Origin of the sequence: Acinetobacter nosocomialis (assembly GCF_041021905.1) — a bacterium.
Lineage (GTDB): Bacteria > Pseudomonadota > Gammaproteobacteria > Pseudomonadales > Moraxellaceae > Acinetobacter > Acinetobacter nosocomialis.
Window position 1 is genome coordinate 746,384 of the sequence record NZ_CP157432.1, and the last position, 21,211, is coordinate 767,594.

General features: G+C 40.3%; 21 protein-coding genes and 4 tRNA genes. 22 read left to right on the forward strand and 3 right to left on the reverse strand.

Annotation, left to right across the window (positions count from 1 at the left end):
• The 6 genes from ABLC00_RS03510 to fghA all read left to right on the forward strand — a co-directional run bounded on the left by ABLC00_RS03510 (window position 1) and on the right by fghA (window position 5,180).
• Window positions 1-627, forward strand: a complete 627-nt coding sequence (locus tag ABLC00_RS03510) for a CoA pyrophosphatase (RefSeq protein WP_006581515.1) — start codon at window positions 1-3, stop codon at window positions 625-627.
• Window positions 628-649: 22 nt separating this feature from the next.
• On the forward strand, window positions 650-1,177 hold the full coding sequence (locus ABLC00_RS03515) for a gamma carbonic anhydrase family protein (RefSeq protein WP_079377068.1): 528 nt from the start codon (window positions 650-652) through the stop codon (window positions 1,175-1,177).
• Between the two features lie 132 nt (window positions 1,178-1,309).
• The gene (gene tsaB, locus ABLC00_RS03520) at window positions 1,310-1,975 is read left to right on the forward strand and encodes a tRNA (adenosine(37)-N6)-threonylcarbamoyltransferase complex dimerization subunit type 1 TsaB (RefSeq protein ID WP_004888686.1); all 666 of its coding nucleotides are present in this window, start codon (window positions 1,310-1,312) and stop codon (window positions 1,973-1,975) included.
• Between the two features lie 11 nt (window positions 1,976-1,986).
• A complete protein-coding gene (locus ABLC00_RS03525) occupies window positions 1,987-2,778 on the forward strand; it encodes a class I SAM-dependent methyltransferase (protein ID WP_033854620.1) in 792 nt (263 codons plus the stop codon).
• A 136-nt stretch (window positions 2,779-2,914) separates the two neighbouring features.
• A complete protein-coding gene (locus ABLC00_RS03530) occupies window positions 2,915-4,366 on the forward strand; it encodes a C13 family peptidase (RefSeq protein ID WP_004888682.1) in 1,452 nt (483 codons plus the stop codon).
• Window positions 4,335-5,180 carry an S-formylglutathione hydrolase gene (fghA, locus tag ABLC00_RS03535; protein ID WP_017393208.1) on the forward strand — a complete coding sequence of 282 codons (846 nt, stop codon included), beginning with the start codon at window positions 4,335-4,337 and terminating at the stop codon, window positions 5,178-5,180. Before ABLC00_RS03530 ends, fghA begins: the two co-directional genes overlap by 32 nt.
• Window positions 5,181-5,183: 3 nt before the next feature.
• On the opposite strand, the gene ABLC00_RS03540 is transcribed toward fghA, so the two are convergent.
• The gene (locus ABLC00_RS03540) at window positions 5,184-5,456 is read right to left on the reverse strand and encodes a DUF2218 domain-containing protein (RefSeq protein ID WP_000843452.1); all 273 of its coding nucleotides are present in this window, start codon (window positions 5,454-5,456) and stop codon (window positions 5,184-5,186) included.
• A 184-nt stretch (window positions 5,457-5,640) separates the two neighbouring features.
• Here ABLC00_RS03540 and rpe point away from each other — a divergent pair, with 184 nt between their 5' ends.
• The 14 genes from rpe (at window position 5,641) to ABLC00_RS03610 (ending at window position 15,812) form a co-directional block, all read left to right on the forward strand.
• Window positions 5,641-6,327, forward strand: coding sequence for a ribulose-phosphate 3-epimerase (rpe, locus tag ABLC00_RS03545; protein WP_004710471.1), 687 nt, complete (start codon window positions 5,641-5,643; stop codon window positions 6,325-6,327).
• A 355-nt stretch (window positions 6,328-6,682) separates the two neighbouring features.
• On the forward strand, window positions 6,683-7,504 hold the full coding sequence (locus ABLC00_RS03550; RefSeq protein WP_033846688.1) for a Cof-type HAD-IIB family hydrolase: 822 nt from the start codon (window positions 6,683-6,685) through the stop codon (window positions 7,502-7,504).
• Between the two features lie 101 nt (window positions 7,505-7,605).
• Window positions 7,606-8,001, forward strand: coding sequence for a hypothetical protein (locus ABLC00_RS03555; protein ID WP_033846689.1), 396 nt, complete (start codon window positions 7,606-7,608; stop codon window positions 7,999-8,001).
• Window positions 8,002-8,041: 40 nt separating this feature from the next.
• Window positions 8,042-9,976: a copper resistance system multicopper oxidase gene (locus ABLC00_RS03560; RefSeq protein WP_033846690.1), complete on the forward strand. Its 1,935-nt coding sequence runs from the start codon at window positions 8,042-8,044 to the stop codon at window positions 9,974-9,976.
• The gene (locus ABLC00_RS03565) at window positions 9,963-10,718 is read left to right on the forward strand and encodes a copper resistance protein B (protein WP_033846691.1); all 756 of its coding nucleotides are present in this window, start codon (window positions 9,963-9,965) and stop codon (window positions 10,716-10,718) included. The genes ABLC00_RS03560 and ABLC00_RS03565 overlap by 14 nt, the downstream gene beginning before the upstream one ends.
• Before the next feature lie 28 nt (window positions 10,719-10,746).
• Window positions 10,747-11,742 (forward strand): cation transporter, encoded by a 996-nt coding sequence (locus tag ABLC00_RS03570; RefSeq protein WP_033846692.1) that lies wholly within the window; start codon window positions 10,747-10,749, stop codon window positions 11,740-11,742.
• A 148-nt stretch (window positions 11,743-11,890) separates the two neighbouring features.
• Complete coding sequence (locus ABLC00_RS03575) at window positions 11,891-12,211, forward strand: multidrug efflux SMR transporter (protein ID WP_002115842.1); 321 nt, start codon at window positions 11,891-11,893, stop codon at window positions 12,209-12,211.
• A gap of 11 nt (window positions 12,212-12,222) precedes the next feature.
• On the forward strand, window positions 12,223-12,702 hold the full coding sequence (locus ABLC00_RS03580) for a methylated-DNA--[protein]-cysteine S-methyltransferase (RefSeq protein WP_033846693.1): 480 nt from the start codon (window positions 12,223-12,225) through the stop codon (window positions 12,700-12,702).
• A 136-nt stretch (window positions 12,703-12,838) separates the two neighbouring features.
• A complete protein-coding gene (gene argJ, locus ABLC00_RS03585) occupies window positions 12,839-14,059 on the forward strand; it encodes a bifunctional glutamate N-acetyltransferase/amino-acid acetyltransferase ArgJ (RefSeq protein ID WP_033846694.1) in 1,221 nt (406 codons plus the stop codon).
• A gap of 146 nt (window positions 14,060-14,205) precedes the next feature.
• The gene (gene nadA, locus ABLC00_RS03590; RefSeq protein WP_001278265.1) at window positions 14,206-15,270 is read left to right on the forward strand and encodes a quinolinate synthase NadA; all 1,065 of its coding nucleotides are present in this window, start codon (window positions 14,206-14,208) and stop codon (window positions 15,268-15,270) included.
• 142 nt (window positions 15,271-15,412) lie between these two features.
• Window positions 15,413-15,489: transfer RNA gene (locus tag ABLC00_RS03595), tRNA-Pro, on the forward strand.
• A 56-nt stretch (window positions 15,490-15,545) separates the two neighbouring features.
• Window positions 15,546-15,622, forward strand: a tRNA-Arg gene (locus tag ABLC00_RS03600).
• Between the two features lie 33 nt (window positions 15,623-15,655).
• A tRNA-His gene (locus tag ABLC00_RS03605) sits at window positions 15,656-15,731 on the forward strand.
• A gap of 4 nt (window positions 15,732-15,735) precedes the next feature.
• Window positions 15,736-15,812, forward strand: a tRNA-Pro gene (locus ABLC00_RS03610).
• A gap of 148 nt (window positions 15,813-15,960) precedes the next feature.
• Here ABLC00_RS03610 and add read toward each other — a convergent pair.
• The gene (gene add, locus ABLC00_RS03615; RefSeq protein ID WP_033846695.1) at window positions 15,961-16,956 is read right to left on the reverse strand and encodes an adenosine deaminase; all 996 of its coding nucleotides are present in this window, start codon (window positions 16,954-16,956) and stop codon (window positions 15,961-15,963) included.
• A 401-nt stretch (window positions 16,957-17,357) separates the two neighbouring features.
• On the opposite strand from add, the gene ABLC00_RS03620 reads away from it, so the two are divergent.
• Window positions 17,358-18,533 (forward strand): zinc-binding dehydrogenase, encoded by a 1,176-nt coding sequence (locus tag ABLC00_RS03620; RefSeq protein ID WP_033846788.1) that lies wholly within the window; start codon window positions 17,358-17,360, stop codon window positions 18,531-18,533.
• A gap of 104 nt (window positions 18,534-18,637) precedes the next feature.
• On the opposite strand, the gene ABLC00_RS03625 is transcribed toward ABLC00_RS03620, so the two are convergent.
• Window positions 18,638-19,585 (reverse strand): LysR substrate-binding domain-containing protein, encoded by a 948-nt coding sequence (locus ABLC00_RS03625; protein WP_033846696.1) that lies wholly within the window; start codon window positions 19,583-19,585, stop codon window positions 18,638-18,640.
• 245 nt (window positions 19,586-19,830) lie between these two features.
• Between ABLC00_RS03625 and ABLC00_RS03630 the strand changes: the two genes are divergently transcribed.
• The gene (locus ABLC00_RS03630) at window positions 19,831-21,051 is read left to right on the forward strand and encodes an acyl-CoA dehydrogenase (RefSeq protein WP_017393219.1); all 1,221 of its coding nucleotides are present in this window, start codon (window positions 19,831-19,833) and stop codon (window positions 21,049-21,051) included.
• The last annotated feature ends 160 nt before the right edge of the window (window positions 21,052-21,211 follow it).

The following is a 21,211-nucleotide window of genomic DNA, read 5'->3' on the forward strand; positions in this document are numbered from 1 at the left end:
GTGAATGGTATGGAAGAGCACTTGCTAACACAAAAGTTACAGCAAAGATTGCGCTTTTCCACCCGCATACAAGAAGCACAAGCTGCAGTACTGATTGCGATTACAAATGAAAATAATCCTAAGGTACTGCTTACACGCCGTTCAATACATATGAACAACCATGCGGGGGAGGTTTCTTTTCCGGGTGGCAAACGTGACCCTAGTGATACAAGTAATATTGTTGTAGCGCTAAGAGAGGCTCAAGAAGAGACGGCTTTAAATCCGTTTGATGTACAGTTGCTAGGTGATCTGCCTATGCAACGTGCAAGAAGTGGCTTGTCTGTAAAACCGATTGTTGGGCTTATTCCTCCTGAGGTAACTTTAATTCCTCAGCCCACCGAAATTGATCGAATTTTCTTTGTGCCTTTACAGCAACTTATAGAGACGCGTCCGACGCCATATGAAGTTCGATATGCTCATCAATCTTTATACTTCCCAAGCTTGCAGATTGATAATGAAATTATTTGGGGACTCACAGCGCGGATGTTAATTGCCTTATTTAAATATGGTTTAGGCTACCAAAAAGAGTGGCCATTTCTACTGAACTCACCAACGTTTGGAATGCCAAAATTTTCTCATAAAAAATAAAGATCAGGACTGATAAATTATGATGTATAGCTATCAAGGACAGCATCCAAAAGCCTTACATGAGCCATGGGATGGCTGGGTTGCTCCAACCGCAACGCTTATTGGACAAGTAGAATTAGGCCGTCAGGTCAGTATTTGGTTTGGTGCTGTAGTACGTGCCGATAATTGTATAGTGCGCATTGGTAATTTTTCTAATATTCAAGAAAATTCGGTATTACATACTGATGCTGGACTTGAGCTAAATATTGGTGAATATGTCACGGTCGGACATAAAGTCATGCTGCATGGTTGTACAATTGGTGATAATAGCCTGATTGGTATGAACGCCGTCATTTTAAATCGGGCTGTGATTGGTAAAAATTGTATTATCGGTGCTAATGCTTTAATACCAGAAGGTAAAGTGATTCCAGATAACTCAGTAGTGATGGGTTCACCAGGAAAAATTGTGAAAACTTTGGATGAAGATGGCGCGGCAAAAATACGTTTGAGCGCACTACATTATGCTGAACACTTTAAAAGCTATGCCGATTTGAAAGAATTTCACTTTTAAAATTTTAGTAAGATATTTTCTATGCCAAGCACTCGCTTGGCATTTTTATTTAGATAGGAACAACTCGCCTAACAGGGCCGAGTGGGGTATCATTACTTCCGTTTTTAATCTGATTGAATACTAAGGTTGTGCATGAAACTGCTGGCGTTGGAAACTGCAAACGAGCAATGTTCCATTTCATTAATCAATGAAACCCAAGAACTCTTTTTCCAACTCGATACGCGAGCGAAAGCACAAACTCAGACCATTCTGCCAATGATTGAGCAAGGGTTACAAGAAACCGGACTTGACGTAGCTGGTTTAGATGCAATTGCCTTTAGCCGAGGGCCGGGTTCTTTTAGTGGTGTTCGAATTAATGCTGCTGTTGCTCAGGCTTTAGCTTGGTCACAAGATTTACCTGTGGTTCCCGTTTCTACCTTACAAGCTCTCGCACAAGCGGCTTACCGACTTGAAGGTTTAGAGCAGGTAACTGCGGTACTCGATGCACGTATGAACGAAGTTTACATTGCAAGTTTTGTTCTAGATGAGCAAGGCATCATGCAGTGTATCGATGAAGAAAAATTAATGAACTACGAGCAAGCGGCTGCCTATGCAAAGCATTGCTTGATTGGTTCAGGTGCTAAACTTCTTCAAGCTGATGCAGAGTATCAAACAATCACTGCCACTGCACAGGACATTGCTTCGATTGCACGTGTCTATGCTGCCCAAAAGCAGTGGGTTGATGCTGAACATGCTTTACCGGTTTACTTGCGTGATGATGCATGGAAAAAAATTGCGGATCAGGGTAAAGCAAAGTAAAGGCACTGCGCATGCATATATATTTTGAAGTGGATTTTCAAGAACAAGCACAGCATTACCAAGCTGTGCTTTCTTCTAGAGGCGTGACTGCCGATTTACAGCCGATTGAAAAGCTCAATGCCCGTTTTTTACGTTTAAATCCTGAATTAGCACTTTGTGTAGATGAAAACGGACTTTGGTTATCTGCGAACGGCATGAAAATGCAGCCTGACTGGAAAGCTGAAATCCCACGTTTAAAACGAGCAAGTCTTAAATCGGAAATGATTGCTCGTGCTTGTCAGTTAGGGGAAAAGCCAGTACTGGTCGATGCTACAGCGGGCTTAGGTCATGACAGCTTACTTATGGCTTATCTGGGGGCCCAAATCCAGCTTGTTGAGCGTCATCCGATTTTATTTACTTTACTTGAAGATTCAAAAGCTCAGGCACAGCGTGATCCATTTTTAAGTCAATTTATAGATCGTATTCAACTAATCTTTGCTGACTCTGCAAGTTATTTACAGCAATTAGATCAAGATGCACAAACAGTTGATGTAGTCTACCTTGACCCGATGTTCCCACAGCGCGACCAAAACCAACAAGCAATTAAAAAACAAGCCCAGGTCAAAAAGCAGATGCAGCTTTTGCATTTACTTTTACCCGAAGATGGAGAAATGGATTTGGGTGATCATTTGCTTGAGCTAGCTAAAAAAGTTGCAAAGCGAGTGATTGTAAAACGTCCACGACATGCTGTTTTTTTAGCAAATCAAGAGCCAGCTCATCAGTGGCAGGGGGATGCTTGTCGTTTTGATGCTTACTTTCAGTAAGCTTATGTAAGGTTAAGTTTTATTGCTTGAATAATGCACAAATATATGTGATATAGTTCAAAAGCATGATTGCTAAAATTCTTAGCAGGCATACACTTATGATGCCTGACAAAAACGAAATTTTTGAAACCTTTTTATGATTGATCTCAAACCTTCCATTAACTTTTGGCATGATTTTAAAAGTAACCAGCTTGCCGGAATGTGGTTATTTTTGGGGTCAAGACGTTCCTTACAGATCGTACATCCCTCTATTCTTCAACTTATAGTTTGGGGAATATTAGGCGGATGTACCAACTCACTTTATAGCTGGCTCGTAGCTGGTCAAATGGGTGATTTTAACTCCCAAGGCCTAATTGGGTACGCACTCTGGCCTTTTATTGCGCTTATTGTTGGTATTTTTTTATCACAGCGTATTAATCAGCCGCGTTTAATGTTAGTTCCAGCCTTACTGTGGCTAGTTTTAGATACCAATATTTTATTAATACAGTGTTTAATTCAATATCTGGGCTCTAATGGTTATTTGAACTTTGTTCCCGACGCTATTTATAACGGTATTTTACCGAGTCTGTTTGTGGCACTTTTTGTGTGGCAAAGTTTGGCAGTTATTTGGGTTTTCTCGCGTGAGTTGAAATGGCCTTGGTGGGAACGGGCGTTGGTCATGGTTGCGACCATTGCAACTATGGTTGTTTGGCAACTTTCCGTAAAAGATCAGCCTATTTGGAAAGTAGAAGACTCCCCACCTACCTTTGCCGAAGATGCTTTCTATGCACAAAGTAAGTTACTTCATGATGCGTTAGAGCAAGTCCAGTATGGTGAGCTAGCGAAAAGCCACTGGTATTTCTTAGGTGTTGCGGGCGACAGTTACCAAGACGTTTTTAAATCGGAAGTAGTTCGTATTAAAGAACAATTCGATACACGTTTCGGTACTGTCGGACGTTCGATGATGCTAGTCAATAATCCAGATACTCGAACCGAAATTCCGATTGCGTCTAAAACTAGTATAGAGTTGGCTCTACGCCGTATGGGCCAGCAAATGAACCGTGATAGTGATGTGTTATTTTTATATATGACATCACATGGTGAACAAAACCATTTTGAAATTGAAAATGCACCGCTAGATTTGGGGCAAGTCGATCCGAAATGGTTACGTGAAACGCTCGATAAAGCGGGGATTCGTTGGCGTGTAATTGTCATTTCTGCTTGTTATTCAGGAAGTTTTATTCCTGCATTACAGTCGCCTGATACTTTAATTATTACTGCATCTGCGGCGGATAAAACTTCTTTTGGCTGTAATAACGAAGCTGATTATACGTATTTTGGACGAGCTTTCTTTGACTTGGCGATGCGAGAGCAGTCTTCAATGAAAGATTCGTTTAATGCCGCTAAGCAAACCGTAACCAAATGGGAAGTCGCTCAAGGTGTAGAACCTTCAGAGCCGCAATGGATGATTGGTAAGAATATGGAGCTTATGCTACCTCAGTTGGAAAAATATCTTTTCCCACAGCAAAGCACAGGTAGTGTAAATATTGCTCAGACACAAACAGAGGCTAAAAACGATGCAACTCCTGCAAAAAAACCGCTGCTTTGAGGGTGAGCAGCGCATTTATCAGTTTGATTCTCAATTATTAAAGGGCTCTACTAAGTTTGGTGTTTATTTGCCACCTGCTGCTTTAGAAGGTAAACCTTGCTCAACTTTGTTTTACTTAGCGGGTTTAACGTGTACTGAAGAAACTTTTGCCATTAAGGCACATGCACAGCATATGGCAGCCCAGCTTAGTCTTATATTGATTACACCTGATACTTCTCCTCGTGGTGAACAAGTCGCTGTAGGTGACCATTGGGATATAGGGCAAGGTGCTGGCTTTTATATTAATGCAACGCAAGCGCCTTGGTCTGAGCATTATCAGATGGAAAGCTATTTAATTGATGAGTTATATCCACTCATTTTAAAAAGTTTTCCGGTAAATGCTAAACAAGTTGGTGTCTTCGGACATTCGATGGGGGGCCATGGTGCCTTAACTTTAGCTTTTAAATATCCTGACAAGTTTAAGTCGGTATCTGCATTTGCACCGATTTGCGCGCCAAGTGAATGTGCATGGGGTGAAAAAGCATTTAGCCATTATTTAGGTACAGACCGCGATAGCTGGTTGGCTCATGATGCTACAGCTTTAGTCTTAAAAAATGGTGCAGTTTTTAGTGAAATTTTGGTTGATCAGGGATTAGATGACCAATTTTATGAACAACTTCACCCTGAAAAATTTAAGCAAGCATGTTTAAAAGCAGGACAGCCTTTAACTTTAAGACAACATGCTGGCTATGATCATGGCTATTATTTTATCCAGACCTTTATGGATGAGCACTTACAGTTTCATGCAATCCAGTTGGAAAAGGTCGCTGGCTAATAATTAGTGCTGCCATTCCACCTGAAATTCTTGTTGAGCCATACGGTTTAGATGATCAAGGACAACTTTTTCCAAGTGGTCATGGTCATCTAACTGGCTATCAATAGCAACATTTAATTGCTCTGTTTCTGGTGCAAGCGTAATGGTTGCTGTAGGCATTAAGATTTTAAAATCTTGCTCAGTTTCTTGTACTTCAAACTTATGTTTCCAATGATTAACTAGACGTTTTGCAATGCGTTTACCATCATTTGTTAATAGATGAGTTGTGCTTTTCATTATCAATCCTCACATTGGTTTAATGTACCTTAACAAATTCGTTTGGCACTTAGCATTCTATAGTAGCAACGTTACGTTGCAAGTTTGAAATGTTGCCATTTAAGCAAGGAAGAGCGGGCCAACTAGGTTCTTTTTTGTTATAATTTTTAGCCTCTCCTTAAACTTCTAGCCAGGTCATCCACCTATGTCCAAGCCTTATTTGATTGCTCCTTCTATTTTATCTGCCGATTTTGCTCGTTTAGGCGAAGATGTAGACAAAGTGTTAGCTGCAGGTGCAGATGTAGTGCATTTTGACGTTATGGATAATCACTATGTTCCAAACTTAACTTTTGGTGCAGGGGTGTGTAAGGCTCTAAAAAAATATGGTGTTAAAGCTCCTATTGATGTGCATTTAATGGTATCTCCAGTTGATCGTATTATTGGCGATTTCCTAGAAGCTGGCGCAGATATTATTACGTTTCACCCAGAAGCATCTCACCATATTGACCGTTCACTACAGCTTATTAAGTCTGGTGGTGCTAAAGCAGGTCTAGTTTTCAATCCAGCAACCCCATTACATTATTTGGACTACGTACTTGATAAAGTTGACCAAATTTTATTAATGAGTGTAAACCCAGGTTTTGGCGGACAAAAGTTCATTCCAATGACTTTAGAAAAATTACGTGAAGCTCGTAAAATTATTGATGCAAGTGGTCGAGATATTCGCTTAGAAGTAGATGGTGGTGTTGGTCCTGCAAATATCCGTGAAATTGCAGAAGCTGGTGCAGATATGTTTGTTGCTGGTTCAGCAATTTTTGGTCAACCAGATTATAAAGTTGTAATTGATCAAATGCGTGCAGAGCTTGCTAGAGTTGGTACTGTGAGCGTTTAAAAAAGCTTATTAAGCTGAGAGTAAACTTGTGGATAACTTTGTTTATAACTTTATGGATAACTGTGTTGATAACCGTATGGATAAAATGTTGGTAAAATAAACAAAAAGAGATCAACCGTTTACTCTCTACACAAAATATATGAAAAAAGAACGCTTTGGCGTTCTTTTTTTATACGTATTGGATATTTTATTGTCTGTTTTTTTATTAAGCTTTGCTAAAAAATGACCTGTGCAAAAAATGAGATGGAGCTGTGTAAAAATTTTAAAAAATAATAGATAGAAAACTGTAAAAGTGTCATGAAAAGTAAAGCTAAATTTGATTTAATAAGATTTTAGTAAGAGACCTAGATCATTAATGGCAGTAAAAATTTTAGCGGTAGATATGGATGGGACTTTTCTTAATTCTAAGAAGCAGTACAACAAAGCACGTTTTTTAAAACAGTATGAACAACTAAAACAAAATAATATTCATTTTGTGGTGGCCAGTGGTAACCAACTTGCAAAGCTTGTTACTTATTTTCCAGAAATTAATCATGAAATTGCTTTCATTGCAGAAAATGGAGCACATGTTGTAGATGCAGGGCAAGAACTCGCTTTTGCTCATTTAAGCAAAGAACAGTTTGGTAAGATTCTAAAAGCGATTGACCCTGCGTATACCTCGACCATGGTGATCTGTGGGAAACAGAGTGCTTATGTACATAGGAGTATGAATGCAGAGGACTACGCTAAAGTCGCTCGATATTTTGAGAAGCTGACAGTTATCGATGACTTTTATACGTTAGATGATCTGGTGTGTAAAATTACTTTTACTGCTCAGGAAAACGAAAGTTTTGCAATTTTTGAACATTTTCAGAAGCAAAACTTCGTAGCAGATAAGGTTTTAGTGCCTGTTTCTAGTGGCTTTGGTTTTATTGATTTGATCCTTCCAGATCAACATAAAGCGCATGGTTTGAAGCTATTACTACAAAAATGGCAGATTGAAGCCAATCAAGTGGTTGCGATTGGCGATAACAATAATGATATCCAGATGATCAAAGCAGCAGGTTATGGGTTTGCGGTTGAAAATGCTATTGAAGCTTTAAAAGCAGTAGCACCTTATACAACACTAAGTAATGAACGAGAAGGTGCACTAGAAGTGATTGATTTAGTTCTTCAGCATCAACCTCCGTTTGCTTAATGACCATAAAAACAATCAATTAAGATGTAAAATTGTATCTGTTTTAAAACTTGGTTATGCTTATACCCCATAGATAAATGGATTGCTCAAGGCAATAAATGATGACGCTGCAACACTTACGCAAGTATGCTTGGTTAGTGTTCCTAATGACTTTGGTCATTGGGTGGAGTGGCGTGTCTGTTGCTCAGATGCCTATGCAGCATGATCTTCATACAATGCCATGTCATAGTAAGCAAATGACACATCACACTATGCATGTTCAAGCTGATGATCAGGCGATGTGTTATCAATCTATGGTTAAAGTTTCTCATCAACATGGTGAACACTGCCAAGACTGTAACCCAGTCCATTGTCAAATAGTGAATCTGGCTTTACAGCAAGCTGTACCAGATATTGAAACATCATTTATTCCTAGTACATCTCAATTTAGTAGTATTTATCAGGCACAGCATTTAGCTGGATACTGGCAAGAAATCTTACGCCCACCAAAAGCTTAATCCTTTCTTACTTATTTTTTTAGTTAAAAGGATTACAGCAATGTCTCATAAAACAATTAGCAGCCTCGTCGCTGTATTTGGTCTATTGGTTTCACCATGGACCCTCGCGGCAATTAAGGAATATCACCTTAATATTAATGAACAACAGGTCAATGTTACGGGCAAACCCCTTAAACGAATTACCGTAAATGGAAAATTTACAGCCCCACTTCTTGAGTTTGAGGAAGGGGATGAGGCTGTTATTCATGTTCATAACCAATTAAAGAATCAAGATACCTCTTTACATTGGCATGGCTTATTACTACCTGGGTTAATGGATGGTGTGCCCGGTTTCAATGGTTTTAAAGGAATCGCGCCAAACGGAGATTTTGTTTACCGTTTTAAAGTGAAACAAAATGGCACATATTGGTATCACGCCCATACTAAAGGCCAAGAACAAGATGGTTTATATGGACCACTCGTGATTTATCCAAAAGGAAAAATACCCGTTGCGGCGCATGAAAAAACTGACCGTGATTATGTGGTGATGCTTTCAGATTTTCATCAGTCTTCTAGCGATAGTATTTTAAAAAATTTGAAGAAATCTGCTGAGTATTATCAAAACCGCCGTGAAACCGTATCTGATGTTTGGAAGCAAGTGAAAACACAGGGCTTAAAAGCAACTTGGCAAGATCGTTCGATGTGGAATCAGATGCGGATGTTAAAAACCGATATGTCTGATGTGACGGGTTATACTTTCTTGGTTAACGGCAAGACACCAGAGCAAAACTGGACAGGTAACTTTAAGACTGGCGATAAGGTTCGATTACGATTTATTAATGCTTCAGCTATGTCTTTTTTTGATGTCAGAATTCCAAATTTAAAAATGACTGTCGTGAGTGCAGACGGACAGCCAGTTAAACCTGTTGCAATTGATGAGTTTCGTATTGGTACAGCCGAAACCTACGATGTCATTGTAGAACCTAAACAAGCAAATTATCAGATTGAAGCAGAGTCTATTGACCGCAGTGGTTTTGCTATCGGCACTTTGCACAATGAAAATACCCAAGCTGTAGGGCCAATTCAAATGCCACAGCCGCGCCCACGTGCTTTATTAACCATGGACGATATGGGCATGAGTCATGGGGGTAAAAGCGATCAACATGCTGGCCATCAAATGAACATGCAACATGACATGTCGGCTATGCCTGAGATGAAAAAAGAGACGAGTCAGGCTAATCATGATCACACAATGATGAAAATGGACCATGACATGAAAGATATGTCATCTGACGGGCATGACCATTCTATGATGCACATGAAGCATGACATATCGGCCATGCCTGAAATGAATCAGGATATGCAGACTATGTCATCTAGCGAACATGATCACGCTATGAAGAATATGAATCATGAGATGCCTGCGCAATCTGAGAATAAGTCCAAAAAAGATGAACCCGTTTATGGCTGGGCAAATGCTTCAACACCAGCAGATATGAAAGCACTGCAATATAGTGATTTGCAGTCTTTAACACCGCAGCCAGATACTCGTGCGCCCGAGCGTGAATTAGTCATTCGTTTAGGGGGCAACATGGAGCGTTATATCTGGACTATTAATGGTAAGAAATTTAACGAAGCTGAACCATTACAAGTTAAATATGGCGAACGTATTCGCTTGAAGTTTGTAAATGACAGCATGATGGCTCATCCAATGCATTTACATGGCATGTTTATGCAATTGGAAAATGGTCAACAAGCTGAAAACTTACCAAATAAACATACCGTTATTGTTCCACCCGGAAAAACCGTTACTGCGTTATTGACAGCCGATGCTTTGGGAGAATGGGCGATTCATTGTCATTTGCTCTATCACATGAGTGCGGGAATGATGAATAAGTTGATTGTTGCTCAAGTAAATGACAGCCAACAACCAGCTCAATCACAGCCACCTGTTCAATCTGAAAATGAGAAAGGAGCTAGTCATGCGCATCACTAAGTTATTTTCTCAAATGATATGTTGCGGTGCTTTCTCGGGTATATCTTTATTTGCTTTTGCTCAAGAACCTTTAACACACGATCATTTACGCGAACATGGTGGACAGGTTTATCAAGCAACTAAGATTGATACTGGCTGGACTCAAAATGAAGAGGGTGAAGGCAGTTTTTCTTCTGAATTGGAAAGCTGGGTGGGAACGGATGAAAATAAATTGTTCATTAAAGCCCATGTTGAAAAGGCCGAGTCGGAAGATGCCAATTATGGCGGTTCAGTACTTTATAGCCACAATGTAGCTGATTATTGGGATGTACAGGCTGGGGTAAACTATGAACGTTTACAATGGGAAGACGAAAAGCAAGAACGTTGGGCTGGTGTAGTGGGTTTACATGGCATGGCGCCTTACTTTTTTGAAACCGATGCCTATCTTTATGTAGGTGAAGATCAGTTATGGAAGTTAAGCCTAGAGTCTGAAAGAGATTTGCTTTTTACCCAAAAGTTGATTGGTAAGCCCTATTTAAAAGCAAACGTTGTTTTGCAAGATGAATCTCGCTATGCCAGTAAAACGGGGCTATCAAGTTTACAGGCAGGTTTTCAAACCCGTTATGAAATCAATAAAAAGGTCATGCCATTTGTTGATGTCGGCTATGGTTATGAAAAAGGTTTAAAACAAACCGCTTGGCAAACTGGAACCGACTCAGAACATGGTTGGTATTATGGAGCTGGGTTAACACTAAAATTCTAATTGCCGAACAAAAAGTAAGCTTAATGACATGCCATTGGTTTATACTGATGGCATTGTTTTTTGTGTCAGTTATGGTGCAAAGATGGCTTTAGAAAAACAAGAGAATCAAATAAATGTAAATAAAAGCTGCTCAAGCTGTGGGTGTTCAAGCGTAGCAACTCAGGAATATTCTATGCCGAGTGAACCTATGGCAAATAAAATCCAATGGGTGAGTTATTACCATATTCCTCACATGGATTGTGCAGCAGAAGAGCAGATGGTGCGAATGGCGTTAGCACCTTATGCTGGACATATTCAAGAACTTGAATTTGATTTGCCTACTCGGCATTTAGCGGTATATCACAGTACAGAAGCTGAAAAAATTACCCAAAGTCTGCAACGCCTAGGTTTAGGGGCAGAGTTACAGCAAACTCAACCTCACTATGAACCCATTGAAAAGCCTAAAAAGGTACGTGTTAGCTCTTCAGCCAATGCAGCACAAAAACAGGTTTTACAATGGTTGTTACTTATTAATGCAGTGATGTTTTTTATCGAATTTATGGCAGGCATCATTGCGTCATCAACAGGATTAATTGCTGACTCACTCGATATGTTTGCCGATGCGGCAATTTATGGAATTGCTTTATTTGTGGTAGGTAAAAACCTCAATGCTCAATTAAAGGCTGCACATATTTCTGGATGGTTTCAGTTTGGCTTAGCCATGATTGTGTTAGTTGATGTATTACGTCGTTTTATATACGGCAGTGAACCTGTTTCAATTCTCATGATTTTAATTGGTGGTTTAGCGCTTGCAGCCAATGTTAGTTGTCTTTATTTAATGAGAGATCATAAGGAGAGTGGGGCACATATGAAGGCGAGTTATATATTCTCTGCCAATGATGTCATCGTAAACTTAGGTGTCATTATTGCGGGAATATTAGTTGCAATCACTGGCTCTCGTTATCCTGATTTAATTATTGGATTGATTATTGTTTTGTTTGTTTTAAATGGTGCTCGGAAAATTCTACAACTCAAAAATGAATAATATTTTCTGATAGAGGCAAGCTTGAGTTCGGGTTTGCCTTCATTTTTTATTTTAAAGTAAACTGAGTCTTCACATAAGGAGGAACGACCTCCCCCATAATGGGTAATCATGTCGGGACGACCTGACACTATAAAAATTAGTGAATATTATGGCTTGGGCTATTTTAATTTTAGCAGGTGTATTTGAAATCATTTGGGCATATTCTATGAAAATGTCTGAAGGTTTTACACGTTTAACCCCTAGTGTTATTACCGTAGTTTTTATGATTTTGAGTGTAGTTCTACTTTCAATATCAATGAAAACTTTACCTCTTGGTACTGCTTATACGGTTTGGACAGGCATAGGTGCAATTGGATCATTTTTAGTGGGTATATTTTTTCTTCATGAGCCTATTGGTGCAATGAGAATGATTGCCGCTGTACTGATTGTATCGGGACTGGTTCTAATGAAAATTTCGTCTCCATCTTAAAAGGATAAAGTATGTTGCTATCTTATAAGTATATCAATTCGCCTGTTGGGCAATTAAAACTAGTTGCGAATGAAAATGCTTTGGTGGCAGTACTTTGGGACAATGAAAATCCAAAACGTGTTCGACTGGCAGAGCTGGTCGAACAAGCTGAGCATCCGGTTTTATTAAAAACTGAGCAACAGTTAAAAGAATACTTTGAAGGCAAACGCCGTGAATTTACATTGCCATTAGATTTTGAAGGTACAGCATTCCAAAAACAGGTGTGGACCGCATTACTCAGCATTCCGTATGGTGAAACAAGAAGTTATAAAGATATTGCTGTTCAAATTGGAAATGAAAAAGCAGTGCGAGCAGTAGGTGCTGCAAATGGTAAAAATCCGATTTCAATTATTACACCTTGTCACCGAGTCATTGGCGCGGGTGGCGCTTTAGTAGGTTTTGCTGGTGGTCTTGATAAGAAAGATATTTTATTAAAATTAGAGCAAAAATAAGCTATTTTTAGCGCTCGATTTTTTCAGGCTTTTCTAATAAGCTGTCAATACTGATATTTCATATAAAGCGGGTTTTATGACCTCGCTATTTTCTGAAATATTGATCTTTTCATAACAAACTCTGGATGTTCTAAAAATGGCTGTCGGCGACGTAACAATGCCACAAATGCATGTGGTAAAAGGTGTAAAAATTGGCTCAACAGAAGCATATGTACGTTACCAAAACCGACGAGATTTAGTCATTTTTGAGTTTGCAGAAGGTTCAAATGTTGCGGGTGTATTTACTCAAAACGCCTTCTGTGCAGCACCTGTTCATGTCTCTAAAGCTCATCTTGCTCAAGGCAATCCTCGTTATTTAGTAATTAATACAGGTAATGCCAATGCAGGTACTGGACCTACAGGCTTAAAAAATGCTCAAGCTACTTGCGCGAAGTTAGCTGAGCTTGCTGGTGTGAACAGTTTTGAAGTACTTCCGTTTTCTACAGGGGTGATCGGTGAACAGCTTCCAATGGAACGTTTACTTGCTGGTCTTCAACCTGCATTAAATAGCGTACAAGATGCTGCTTGGAATGATGCAGCAACTGGCATTATGACGACAGATACAGTCCCTAAAGGTGCATCTGAACAATTTGAACTTGATGGCATTACTTATACCATGACCGGTATTAGTAAAGGTGCAGGCATGATCCGTCCAAACATGGCAACCATGTTGAGCTTTGTGGCAACAGATGCGCCTATTAGCCGTGATTTAGTCCAAAAGCTATTAAAGACAACGGTTGAGCATTCATTTAACCGTATTACTATTGATGGTGATACTTCAACAAATGACTCTTGTATTTTTGTGGCGACTGGTCAGGCTGGTGGCACTGAAATTACATTAGATAGCGATGCGCGCTACGCAAAAGTATTAGAAGTGCTTGCTCGTGTCATGAACCGCTTAGCACAGTTAATTATACGTGATGGCGAAGGTGCGACCAAGTTCATTACTGTTGCGGTAGAGGGTGGTGGTAACACTCAAGAGTGTTGTGACATTGCCTATAGCATTGCACATTCTCCACTCGTTAAAACTGCACTGTTTGCATCTGACCCGAACTGGGGACGTATTTTAGCGGCAATTGGCTATGCAGGAGTTAAAGACTTAGACGTGTCTAAAATTCAGGTGTGGTTAGATGACGTTCAAATCTGTAAAGATGGTGGTGCAGCCGAGGACTATACCGAAGAAGCGGGTGCGCGCGTTATGGCACAAACTGAAATTACCATTCGCGTTGATTTAGGTCGCGGTCAAGCCAAGGACACAGTCTACACATGCGATTTATCTTACGACTATGTCAAGATTAATGCAGATTACCGTTCGTAAATATTCAGTTATAATCAAGCCTCGACAAAGAGGCTTTTTTATTAGCCCCATCTTTTGATATTAAATGATTCAATCTAGTAAATCATTTAAGCAGTAACGTTATATGCGAGCAGGTATGCCAGCATGAAGGATAGAGAAGACGTTTTATGAGTGATGCGACTTTAATTGCCAACGATGCAAAAAACATTGTACAAGCGCATTTAGACCGTTTAGGTGAACCAAAAGACAACCGCCTAAGTGAAGAAGCAAAACAACAAAAGTTTGCACAGATCGAAGCAGAGCTCAAAAAACGTGATGCTGTCCTTGTTGCTCACTACTATTGCGATCCCGATGTACAAGAACTTGCAGAAAAAACAGGTGGATGCGTTTCTGACTCTTTAGAAATGGCCCGTTTTGGACGAGATCATGCAGCCTCTACACTGGTTGTGGCTGGTGTTAAGTTTATGGGAGAAACAGCTAAAATTCTGTCTCCAGAAAAAACAATCCTGATGCCGACACTTGAAGCAACTTGTTCACTTGACTTAGGTTGTCCAGTCGATGAGTTCACAGCATTTTGTGACCAACACCCTGACCACACCGTAGTGGTTTATGCCAATACATCGGCTGCTGTTAAAGCACGTGCGGATTGGGTAGTGACTTCCAGCTGTGCAGTTGAAATTGTTGAGCACCTAGACAGTTTGGGCGAAAAAATTATTTGGGCACCAGATCAGCACTTAGGTCGCTATATTCAAAAGAAAACTGGTGCAGATATGTTGCTTTGGGATGGCGCATGTATTGTGCATGAAGAATTCCGTGCACGTGGCATTGCCAACATGAAAGCACTGTATCCAGATGCGGCTGTATTGGTACATCCAGAGTCGCCAGAGTCAGTAGTAGAAATTGCCGATGCGGTAGGTAGTACTTCTCAACTCATTAAAGCTGCACAGACTTTGCCAAATGAAAGACTCATTGTGGCAACTGACCGTGGTATTTTCTACAAAATGCAGCAAGCAGTACCAGATAAGATTTTAGTTGAAGCTCCAACAGCGGGTGAGGGAGCAACTTGTCGTTCATGTGCTCATTGTCCGTGGATGGCAATGAATGAACTCGACGGAATTTTAGAAGTTTTACAAAAAGGCGATCAAGAAATACACGTTGATCCAGCGCTTGCTGAACGTGCCAAAATGCCTTTAGATCGAATGTTAGCCTTTAGTGCATCGTTAAAACGTTAAAAAGCCTCAAAATGCTTGTTAAATATACATTTGATAAGGATTTTTAACTTTTTTTGACAATAGGTGTTGACGTCTGAGGGCGTCGCGCCTAGAATGCACACCGTACCGCACGATGTGCGATACAGCAAAAGCTGAGATAGATCGGAGCATAGCACAGCCTGGTAGTGCACCTGGTTTGGGACCAGGGGGTCGTAGGTTCGAATCCTACTGCTCCGACCACTTAAAAGAATATTTTAAGATCGGCGAAGTATCGCATGATAAGCATCATCGGTTAAGCGCCTGTAGCTCAGTTGGATAGAGCATCCGCCTTCTAAGCGGATGGTCACAGGTTCGAATCCTGTCAGGCGCGCCATTTGGTAGCTTGGTACATAGAACTTATTTGATGGTGGATGTAGCTCAGTTGGTAGAGCCCTGGATTGTGATTCCAGTTGTCGCGGGTTCGAATCCCGTCATTCACCCCAATTTCGGAGCATAGCACAGCCTGGTAGTGCACCTGGTTTGGGACCAGGGGGTCGTAGGTTCGAATCCTACTGCTCCGACCATATTTAAAAGCGTTCAAGCTTTCTCAAATATTGAAAATAATTTCTTCTAGTCTTACAGACAGAAGGAATTTTTTTGTTTTTATATATTTAAATTTTAATTCATACACACTCCAATATTTGAACTTGTTTAAATAAGTTCTGTTCTCTGCTATTGATATTTCTGCCTTAACTCATCTTTTTCTTGTTCTGATAAAAATGCGATTTTAAGTCCATTTTGTTGAGCTATATAAATTTGCTCAGGACTTAAACCTGCCAGTGGAGCAGCAGTTAAATATTCATGTTGTATTTCAATACCTTCAACAGCAGGGTCATCTGTATTAATGGTGGCAAGCACACCATGTTCTAAAAAAGTCTTTAATGGATGTTCTGCTAAAGAAGGCACTGTGTTGGTTTGAATATTTGAGGTGAGACAAGATTCAATACCAATCTGGTGTTTTGCCAAATAATCTAAAAGTTTTAAATCTTGAACCGCTTTAACACCATGCCCAATTCGTTCGGCACCTAATTCTTCAATGGCTTGCCAAATACTCTCTGGGCCAGCAGCTTCACCTGCATGTACGGTAATGTGCCAACCTGCATCACGCGCTTTTTTAAAGTGTTCAATAAATAAATTACCCGGAAAACCAAGCTCATCTCCAGCGAGATCCAGCGCTTTAATATCTTTTTTATGGGCAAGTAGGGCATTTAATTCTTTTTCGCAGGCTTCTTGGCCAAAAGTACGGCTCATAATGCCAATTAAATTCGCTTTTACCCCGTAAGCTTGGCTGCCTTCTTTTACGCCAGCAATAACTGCTTCAACAACCCCTTCAAGTGGAAGTTGATGGGTCATTCCCATATAACCCGGTGAAAAACGTAGTTCTACATAGTCTAGGCCTTGCTGTGCTGCATCTTGCATGTTTTCAAAAGCAATACGTTTGCAGGCATCTAAACTGGCTAATACTTTTACGCCCCAATCGAGCTTCGATAAAAAACTTAATAAGTCAGGTTGGTTATCCATCACTTGTACGTGTGGTCGCAAAGATTCAATGTCGTAAGCAGGCAAATCTAAATGGTATTGTTGGCCTAATTCTAAAATAGTTTGAATGCGGATGTTGCCATCAAGATGACGGTGTATATCTGTAAGGGGAAGCGTTTTTGTAATCATAGATTTCTTCTTATCTGTTTGCATCAATTCATCATGCCTGTTTAGAGCCACTGATAAAAGTTTGGTTTTGCTATGTTTTTGTGAAAAGCGTTGAGTTGAGTTTTTTGAACTTACTATATTTGTATAAGTTTTAATTTTGATGACATTGTTCTGGCCTAAGAAGATAACGCAGTCTGTGTAAGATACAAGCACCAAGATTTTTATTGTTTTTAATTTCGCTGAGCCTGTTTTTGTTGACTCTTCAAGAGTAGATTGGCTGAAGAATGGTCATTGGTATTTTGGCTTTTACTTGTAAAGATGAAGAAAGGCTTGCTAAAGACCAAACCGATAAAGCGATTAATTTATCTGTAGAAATCTATTTCTGGCAAGTAAATGAAAAAGAAGAAATAGGAAGCACTCAAATGAAGTCGGTACTTTGTCATCAAGCAACATTACAAGTAGTGGATCAACCGAACTTAACACCTGCAAAAGGGCAAGTTTTATTGGAAGTGGTGCGATGCGGGATCTGTGGTTCAGATTTACATATGCAGCACCACTGCGACCACATGCATGATTTGGCTGCACGTGTAGGGTTTAATGGTTTAGCGAAGTCCACAGACCCGTTTGTACTAGGACATGAGTTTTGCGGCAAGGTTTTAGACTACGGTCCAAAAACACGTCATAAATTTAAAGCCGACACACTCGTTTGTGCAATGCCGCTTTTAAATGTAGATCAGCATGGTTATTTGTCTACAGGCCTTTCTCCAAATGCTTCGGGTGGCTATGCCGAGCAAGTATTGGCTCAATCAAGCTTGATGTTTGAAGTACCGAATGGTCTAGATGCAGATAGTGCTGCCATGACTGAACCTATGGCAGTTGCACTGCATGCGGTTCGCCGTAGCCGTGTAAAAACGAGTGAACCTGCGATTGTGGTCGGTTGTGGTCCTGTCGGGCTAGGTGTCATATTAATGCTTAAAGCAGCTGGGGTGAAAACTGTAGTTGCCAGTGACTTTTCTCCAAACCGACGTAAGCTTGCCGAGCAATGTGGTGCGGATATTGTGGTAGACCCTAAAGAGACATCGCCATTTGCCAACTGGAAAGAGTTTGGTTTACTTGGCAATGTATCGGATGCCATTAACATGGGCATGGGGCTGTTTGATAAGTTACAAGCGACACGCTTACCGTGGTGGCACGGATGGCGCATGATTGATAAATTGGGTGCTCTACCAAAACGTCCTGTTATTTTTGAGTGTGTGGGTGTACCGGGTGTTTTACAGCAAATTATTGAAGGTGCACCTTTATTTTCCCGAATTGTTGGGGTGGGCGTGTGCATGCAAAGTGACAAAATAGAACCAGCACTTGCGATTAATAAAGAGTTAGAAATTCAGTTTGTATTGGGATACACGCCGCTTGAGTTCCGAGATGCGCTACACATGATTGCAGAAGGTAAAGTGAACTGTTCACCGCTCATTACGGGTGTTGTTGGCCTAGAAGGTGTTACGAGTGCATTTGAAGCATTACGTGACCCTGAACAGCACGCCAAAATCTTGATTGACCCGAAGCGTAGTGGTTCAGATATTCAATTAATGAAACATTAATTTCAAAGCCATTAACGCTTAACTAAAAAGGTTGTGATCTTATCAATCACAGTCTTTTTTATGTTTATAGATCGCAATATGTGGCACAAATCAAAGCTGCTGAGCTAATGCGTATTACTCTTTAGTTGTTCTAGCTCTTGGTAAATCCATTCAACAAATTTTTGAATAGTCGGTGAGATGTCTTGGCTCGAATGGATGAGGTAGTACTTTCGGCTGCCTTTTAGTTTTTTATTGGAAACAATCACTAGTTCTTTTTTTTGTAGTTCAGCCTCAATCAACATTTGTGGAATTAAAGCTATTCCCATGTCATGACTCGCAGCAACCGCAAGCATCGAAAATAATTCATGACGTTGTCCATCAAAAGGTTTCGGGTGCTGCATGTGATGAGTTAGAAACCATTCTTGCCAAATACTAGGCCGAGTGGTTTGTTGTAGGAGAGGAATTTTCAGCAAATCTTCAGGGCTTAAATCATAGGTATTTTCATTGATCATCACAGCATCTGGAAAATACTTTTCGATGAGTCTTGGTGAGCATACAGGTACAATTTCTTCATCCATTAAATAATGTGCTTGTATACCGGGCCAGTGGTCAATTTGTTGCTGAGTACCTGCAAAAATCGCAGCATCAAAAATATTGTCATTAAATAAAAAGGGCTTTGTACTAGTCTCTAAATGAACCGTAATTTCAGGGTGTTTTTGATTTAAAAGATGGAGCTTGGGTAATAACCATCGCGTTGCAAAGGTAGGAACCACACCTAACTTTAATGTTCCACCTAAACCTTTATGAGAAATCACATCGGCTGTACATTTCTCTAAACCCAATAAATAGGGCTTAATACTTTTAAAATACTGCTGACCAGCAATGGTGAGTTCAACACCATGCCGAGTACGAATAAATAATTCGACTCCCAAGAAGTCTTCTAACTGCTGAATTTGGCGCGAAACTGCACTTTGGGTAATACATAGCTCTTGCGCAGCATAGGTATAACTTAGATGTTTTGCTGCACTTTCAAAGCAAATCAGGCCCTGAATGGACGGGATGCTTCTTCGCATAAATAAATCCTTTTATTTGTCATCATATTTCAAAACAGCATATGACCTACATGCAAATATCCGAGTTTAGTATAAAAATAAGCCATTTTTAATGAAATACAACGAATTAAATCGTTAAATTTAACGTGACTCATTTTAAATATGCGTAAAGCGCATATCTGCATGAACATTTATCGTTTGATTACTGCATTTTTCACGCATAACATCGAGTTAAATAAAGAAGATCCAATCAAGCAGAGGATGCGATGAATCACATGGTGACAACAAAAAAAGCAAAAGTTCAATTTAACTGGCAAGACCCATTTTTAATTGAGCAACAGCTTAGCCCAGATGAGCGCATGATTCGTGATGCGGCTCATGCCTATTGTCAAGAACGTTTGCAACCACGTGTACTTGAACAATTTCGTCATGAAACAACAGATCCATCTATTTTTCGTGAAATGGGAGAGCTTGGCTTACTGGGGCCAACCATTCCTGAGCAATATGGCGGCGCGGGTTTGAACTATGTGAGTTATGGTTTGGTTGCACGTGAAATTGAATATGTCGACTCGGGCTATCGCTCTATGGCGAGTGTACAAAGCTCATTGGTCATGGTTCCGATTCATGAGTTTGGAACCGAAGAGCAAAAGCAGAAGTACTTACCTAAACTTGCTACTGGTGAATACATTGGCTGTTTTGGTTTAACTGAACCTGACCATGGTTCAGACCCGGGCAGTATGATTACTCGTGCTAAAAAAGTTGACGGTGGTTACCGTTTAAGTGGCGCAAAAATGTGGATTACCAACAGTCCAATTGCCGATGTATTTGTTGTTTGGGCAAAAGAGGTTTCTGCTGAAGGTAATGTGGGTGATATTCGAGGCTTTATTTTAGAAAAGGGCTGGGAAGGTTTATCTGCGCCTGCCATTCATGGCAAGGTCGGTTTACGTGCCTCGATTACAGGTGAAATTGTAATGGATAACGTTTTTGTACCTGAAGAAAATGCATTCCCTGAAATTCGAGGTTTAAAAGGCCCATTTACCTGTCTAAATAGCGCCCGTTATGGCATTGCATGGGGCGCAATGGGTGCTGCCGAGTTCTGCTGGCATACCGCACATCAATATACCATGGACCGTAAACAATTTGGTCGTCCGTTGGCTGCAAATCAGCTGATTCAAAAGAAACTGGCAGATATGCAAACGGAAATTGCTTTGGGTCTACAGGCAGCTTTACGTTTCGGCCGTATGAAAGATGAAGGCATTGCATCAGTTGAAGGCACGTCCCTAATTAAGCGTAATAACTGTGGAAAGGCGCTTGATATTGCCCGCATGGCACGTGACATGATGGGTGGAAACGGCATTAGTGACGAGTTTGGCGTAGCACGTCATTTGGTCAATCTTGAAGTCGTAAATACTTATGAAGGCACACATGACGTTCATGCCTTGATTTTAGGTCGTGCACAAACAGGCATTGCCGCATTTAGTAACTAATACACTCATTTTTAAAAATAGAGGTGTTCTTTCGGGAGCACCTTTAGGGATTTTTACGCAAAAATTTATGGAAAATGACAAGATTCATCGTAAGGATACTCATGTGAAGATGTGCCTCTGTGTACTTAAAACCAAATGTAAGATGATGAAAATATAAAAG

Bases quoted from the DNA above. Each gene is read 5' to 3' on its own strand.
- rpe (WP_004710471.1), top strand. From the start codon at position 5,641: ATGTCCAAGCCTTATTTGATTGCTCCTTCTATTTTATCTGCCGATTTT.
- fghA (WP_017393208.1), top strand. From the start codon at position 4,335: ATGCAACTCCTGCAAAAAAACCGCTGCTTTGAGGGTGAGCAGCGCATT.
- ABLC00_RS03550 (WP_033846688.1), top strand. From the start codon at position 6,683: ATGGCAGTAAAAATTTTAGCGGTAGATATGGATGGGACTTTTCTTAAT.
- ABLC00_RS03620 (WP_033846788.1), top strand. From the start codon at position 17,358: ATGAAGTCGGTACTTTGTCATCAAGCAACATTACAAGTAGTGGATCAA.
- add (WP_033846695.1), bottom strand. From the start codon at position 16,956: ATGATTACAAAAACGCTTCCCCTTACAGATATACACCGTCATCTTGAT.
- ABLC00_RS03555 (WP_033846689.1), top strand. From the start codon at position 7,606: ATGACGCTGCAACACTTACGCAAGTATGCTTGGTTAGTGTTCCTAATG.
- ABLC00_RS03525 (WP_033854620.1), top strand. From the start codon at position 1,987: ATGCATATATATTTTGAAGTGGATTTTCAAGAACAAGCACAGCATTAC.
- ABLC00_RS03625 (WP_033846696.1), bottom strand. From the start codon at position 19,585: ATGCGAAGAAGCATCCCGTCCATTCAGGGCCTGATTTGCTTTGAAAGT.
- ABLC00_RS03515 (WP_079377068.1), top strand. From the start codon at position 650: ATGTATAGCTATCAAGGACAGCATCCAAAAGCCTTACATGAGCCATGG.
- ABLC00_RS03530 (WP_004888682.1), top strand. From the start codon at position 2,915: ATGATTGATCTCAAACCTTCCATTAACTTTTGGCATGATTTTAAAAGT.
- ABLC00_RS03575 (WP_002115842.1), top strand. From the start codon at position 11,891: ATGGCTTGGGCTATTTTAATTTTAGCAGGTGTATTTGAAATCATTTGG.
- ABLC00_RS03570 (WP_033846692.1), top strand. From the start codon at position 10,747: ATGCCATTGGTTTATACTGATGGCATTGTTTTTTGTGTCAGTTATGGT.
- ABLC00_RS03540 (WP_000843452.1), bottom strand. From the start codon at position 5,456: ATGAAAAGCACAACTCATCTATTAACAAATGATGGTAAACGCATTGCA.
- ABLC00_RS03630 (WP_017393219.1), top strand. From the start codon at position 19,831: ATGAATCACATGGTGACAACAAAAAAAGCAAAAGTTCAATTTAACTGG.
- ABLC00_RS03560 (WP_033846690.1), top strand. From the start codon at position 8,042: ATGTCTCATAAAACAATTAGCAGCCTCGTCGCTGTATTTGGTCTATTG.
- argJ (WP_033846694.1), top strand. From the start codon at position 12,839: ATGGCTGTCGGCGACGTAACAATGCCACAAATGCATGTGGTAAAAGGT.
- ABLC00_RS03580 (WP_033846693.1), top strand. From the start codon at position 12,223: ATGTTGCTATCTTATAAGTATATCAATTCGCCTGTTGGGCAATTAAAA.
- nadA (WP_001278265.1), top strand. From the start codon at position 14,206: ATGAGTGATGCGACTTTAATTGCCAACGATGCAAAAAACATTGTACAA.
- ABLC00_RS03565 (WP_033846691.1), top strand. From the start codon at position 9,963: ATGCGCATCACTAAGTTATTTTCTCAAATGATATGTTGCGGTGCTTTC.
- tsaB (WP_004888686.1), top strand. From the start codon at position 1,310: ATGAAACTGCTGGCGTTGGAAACTGCAAACGAGCAATGTTCCATTTCA.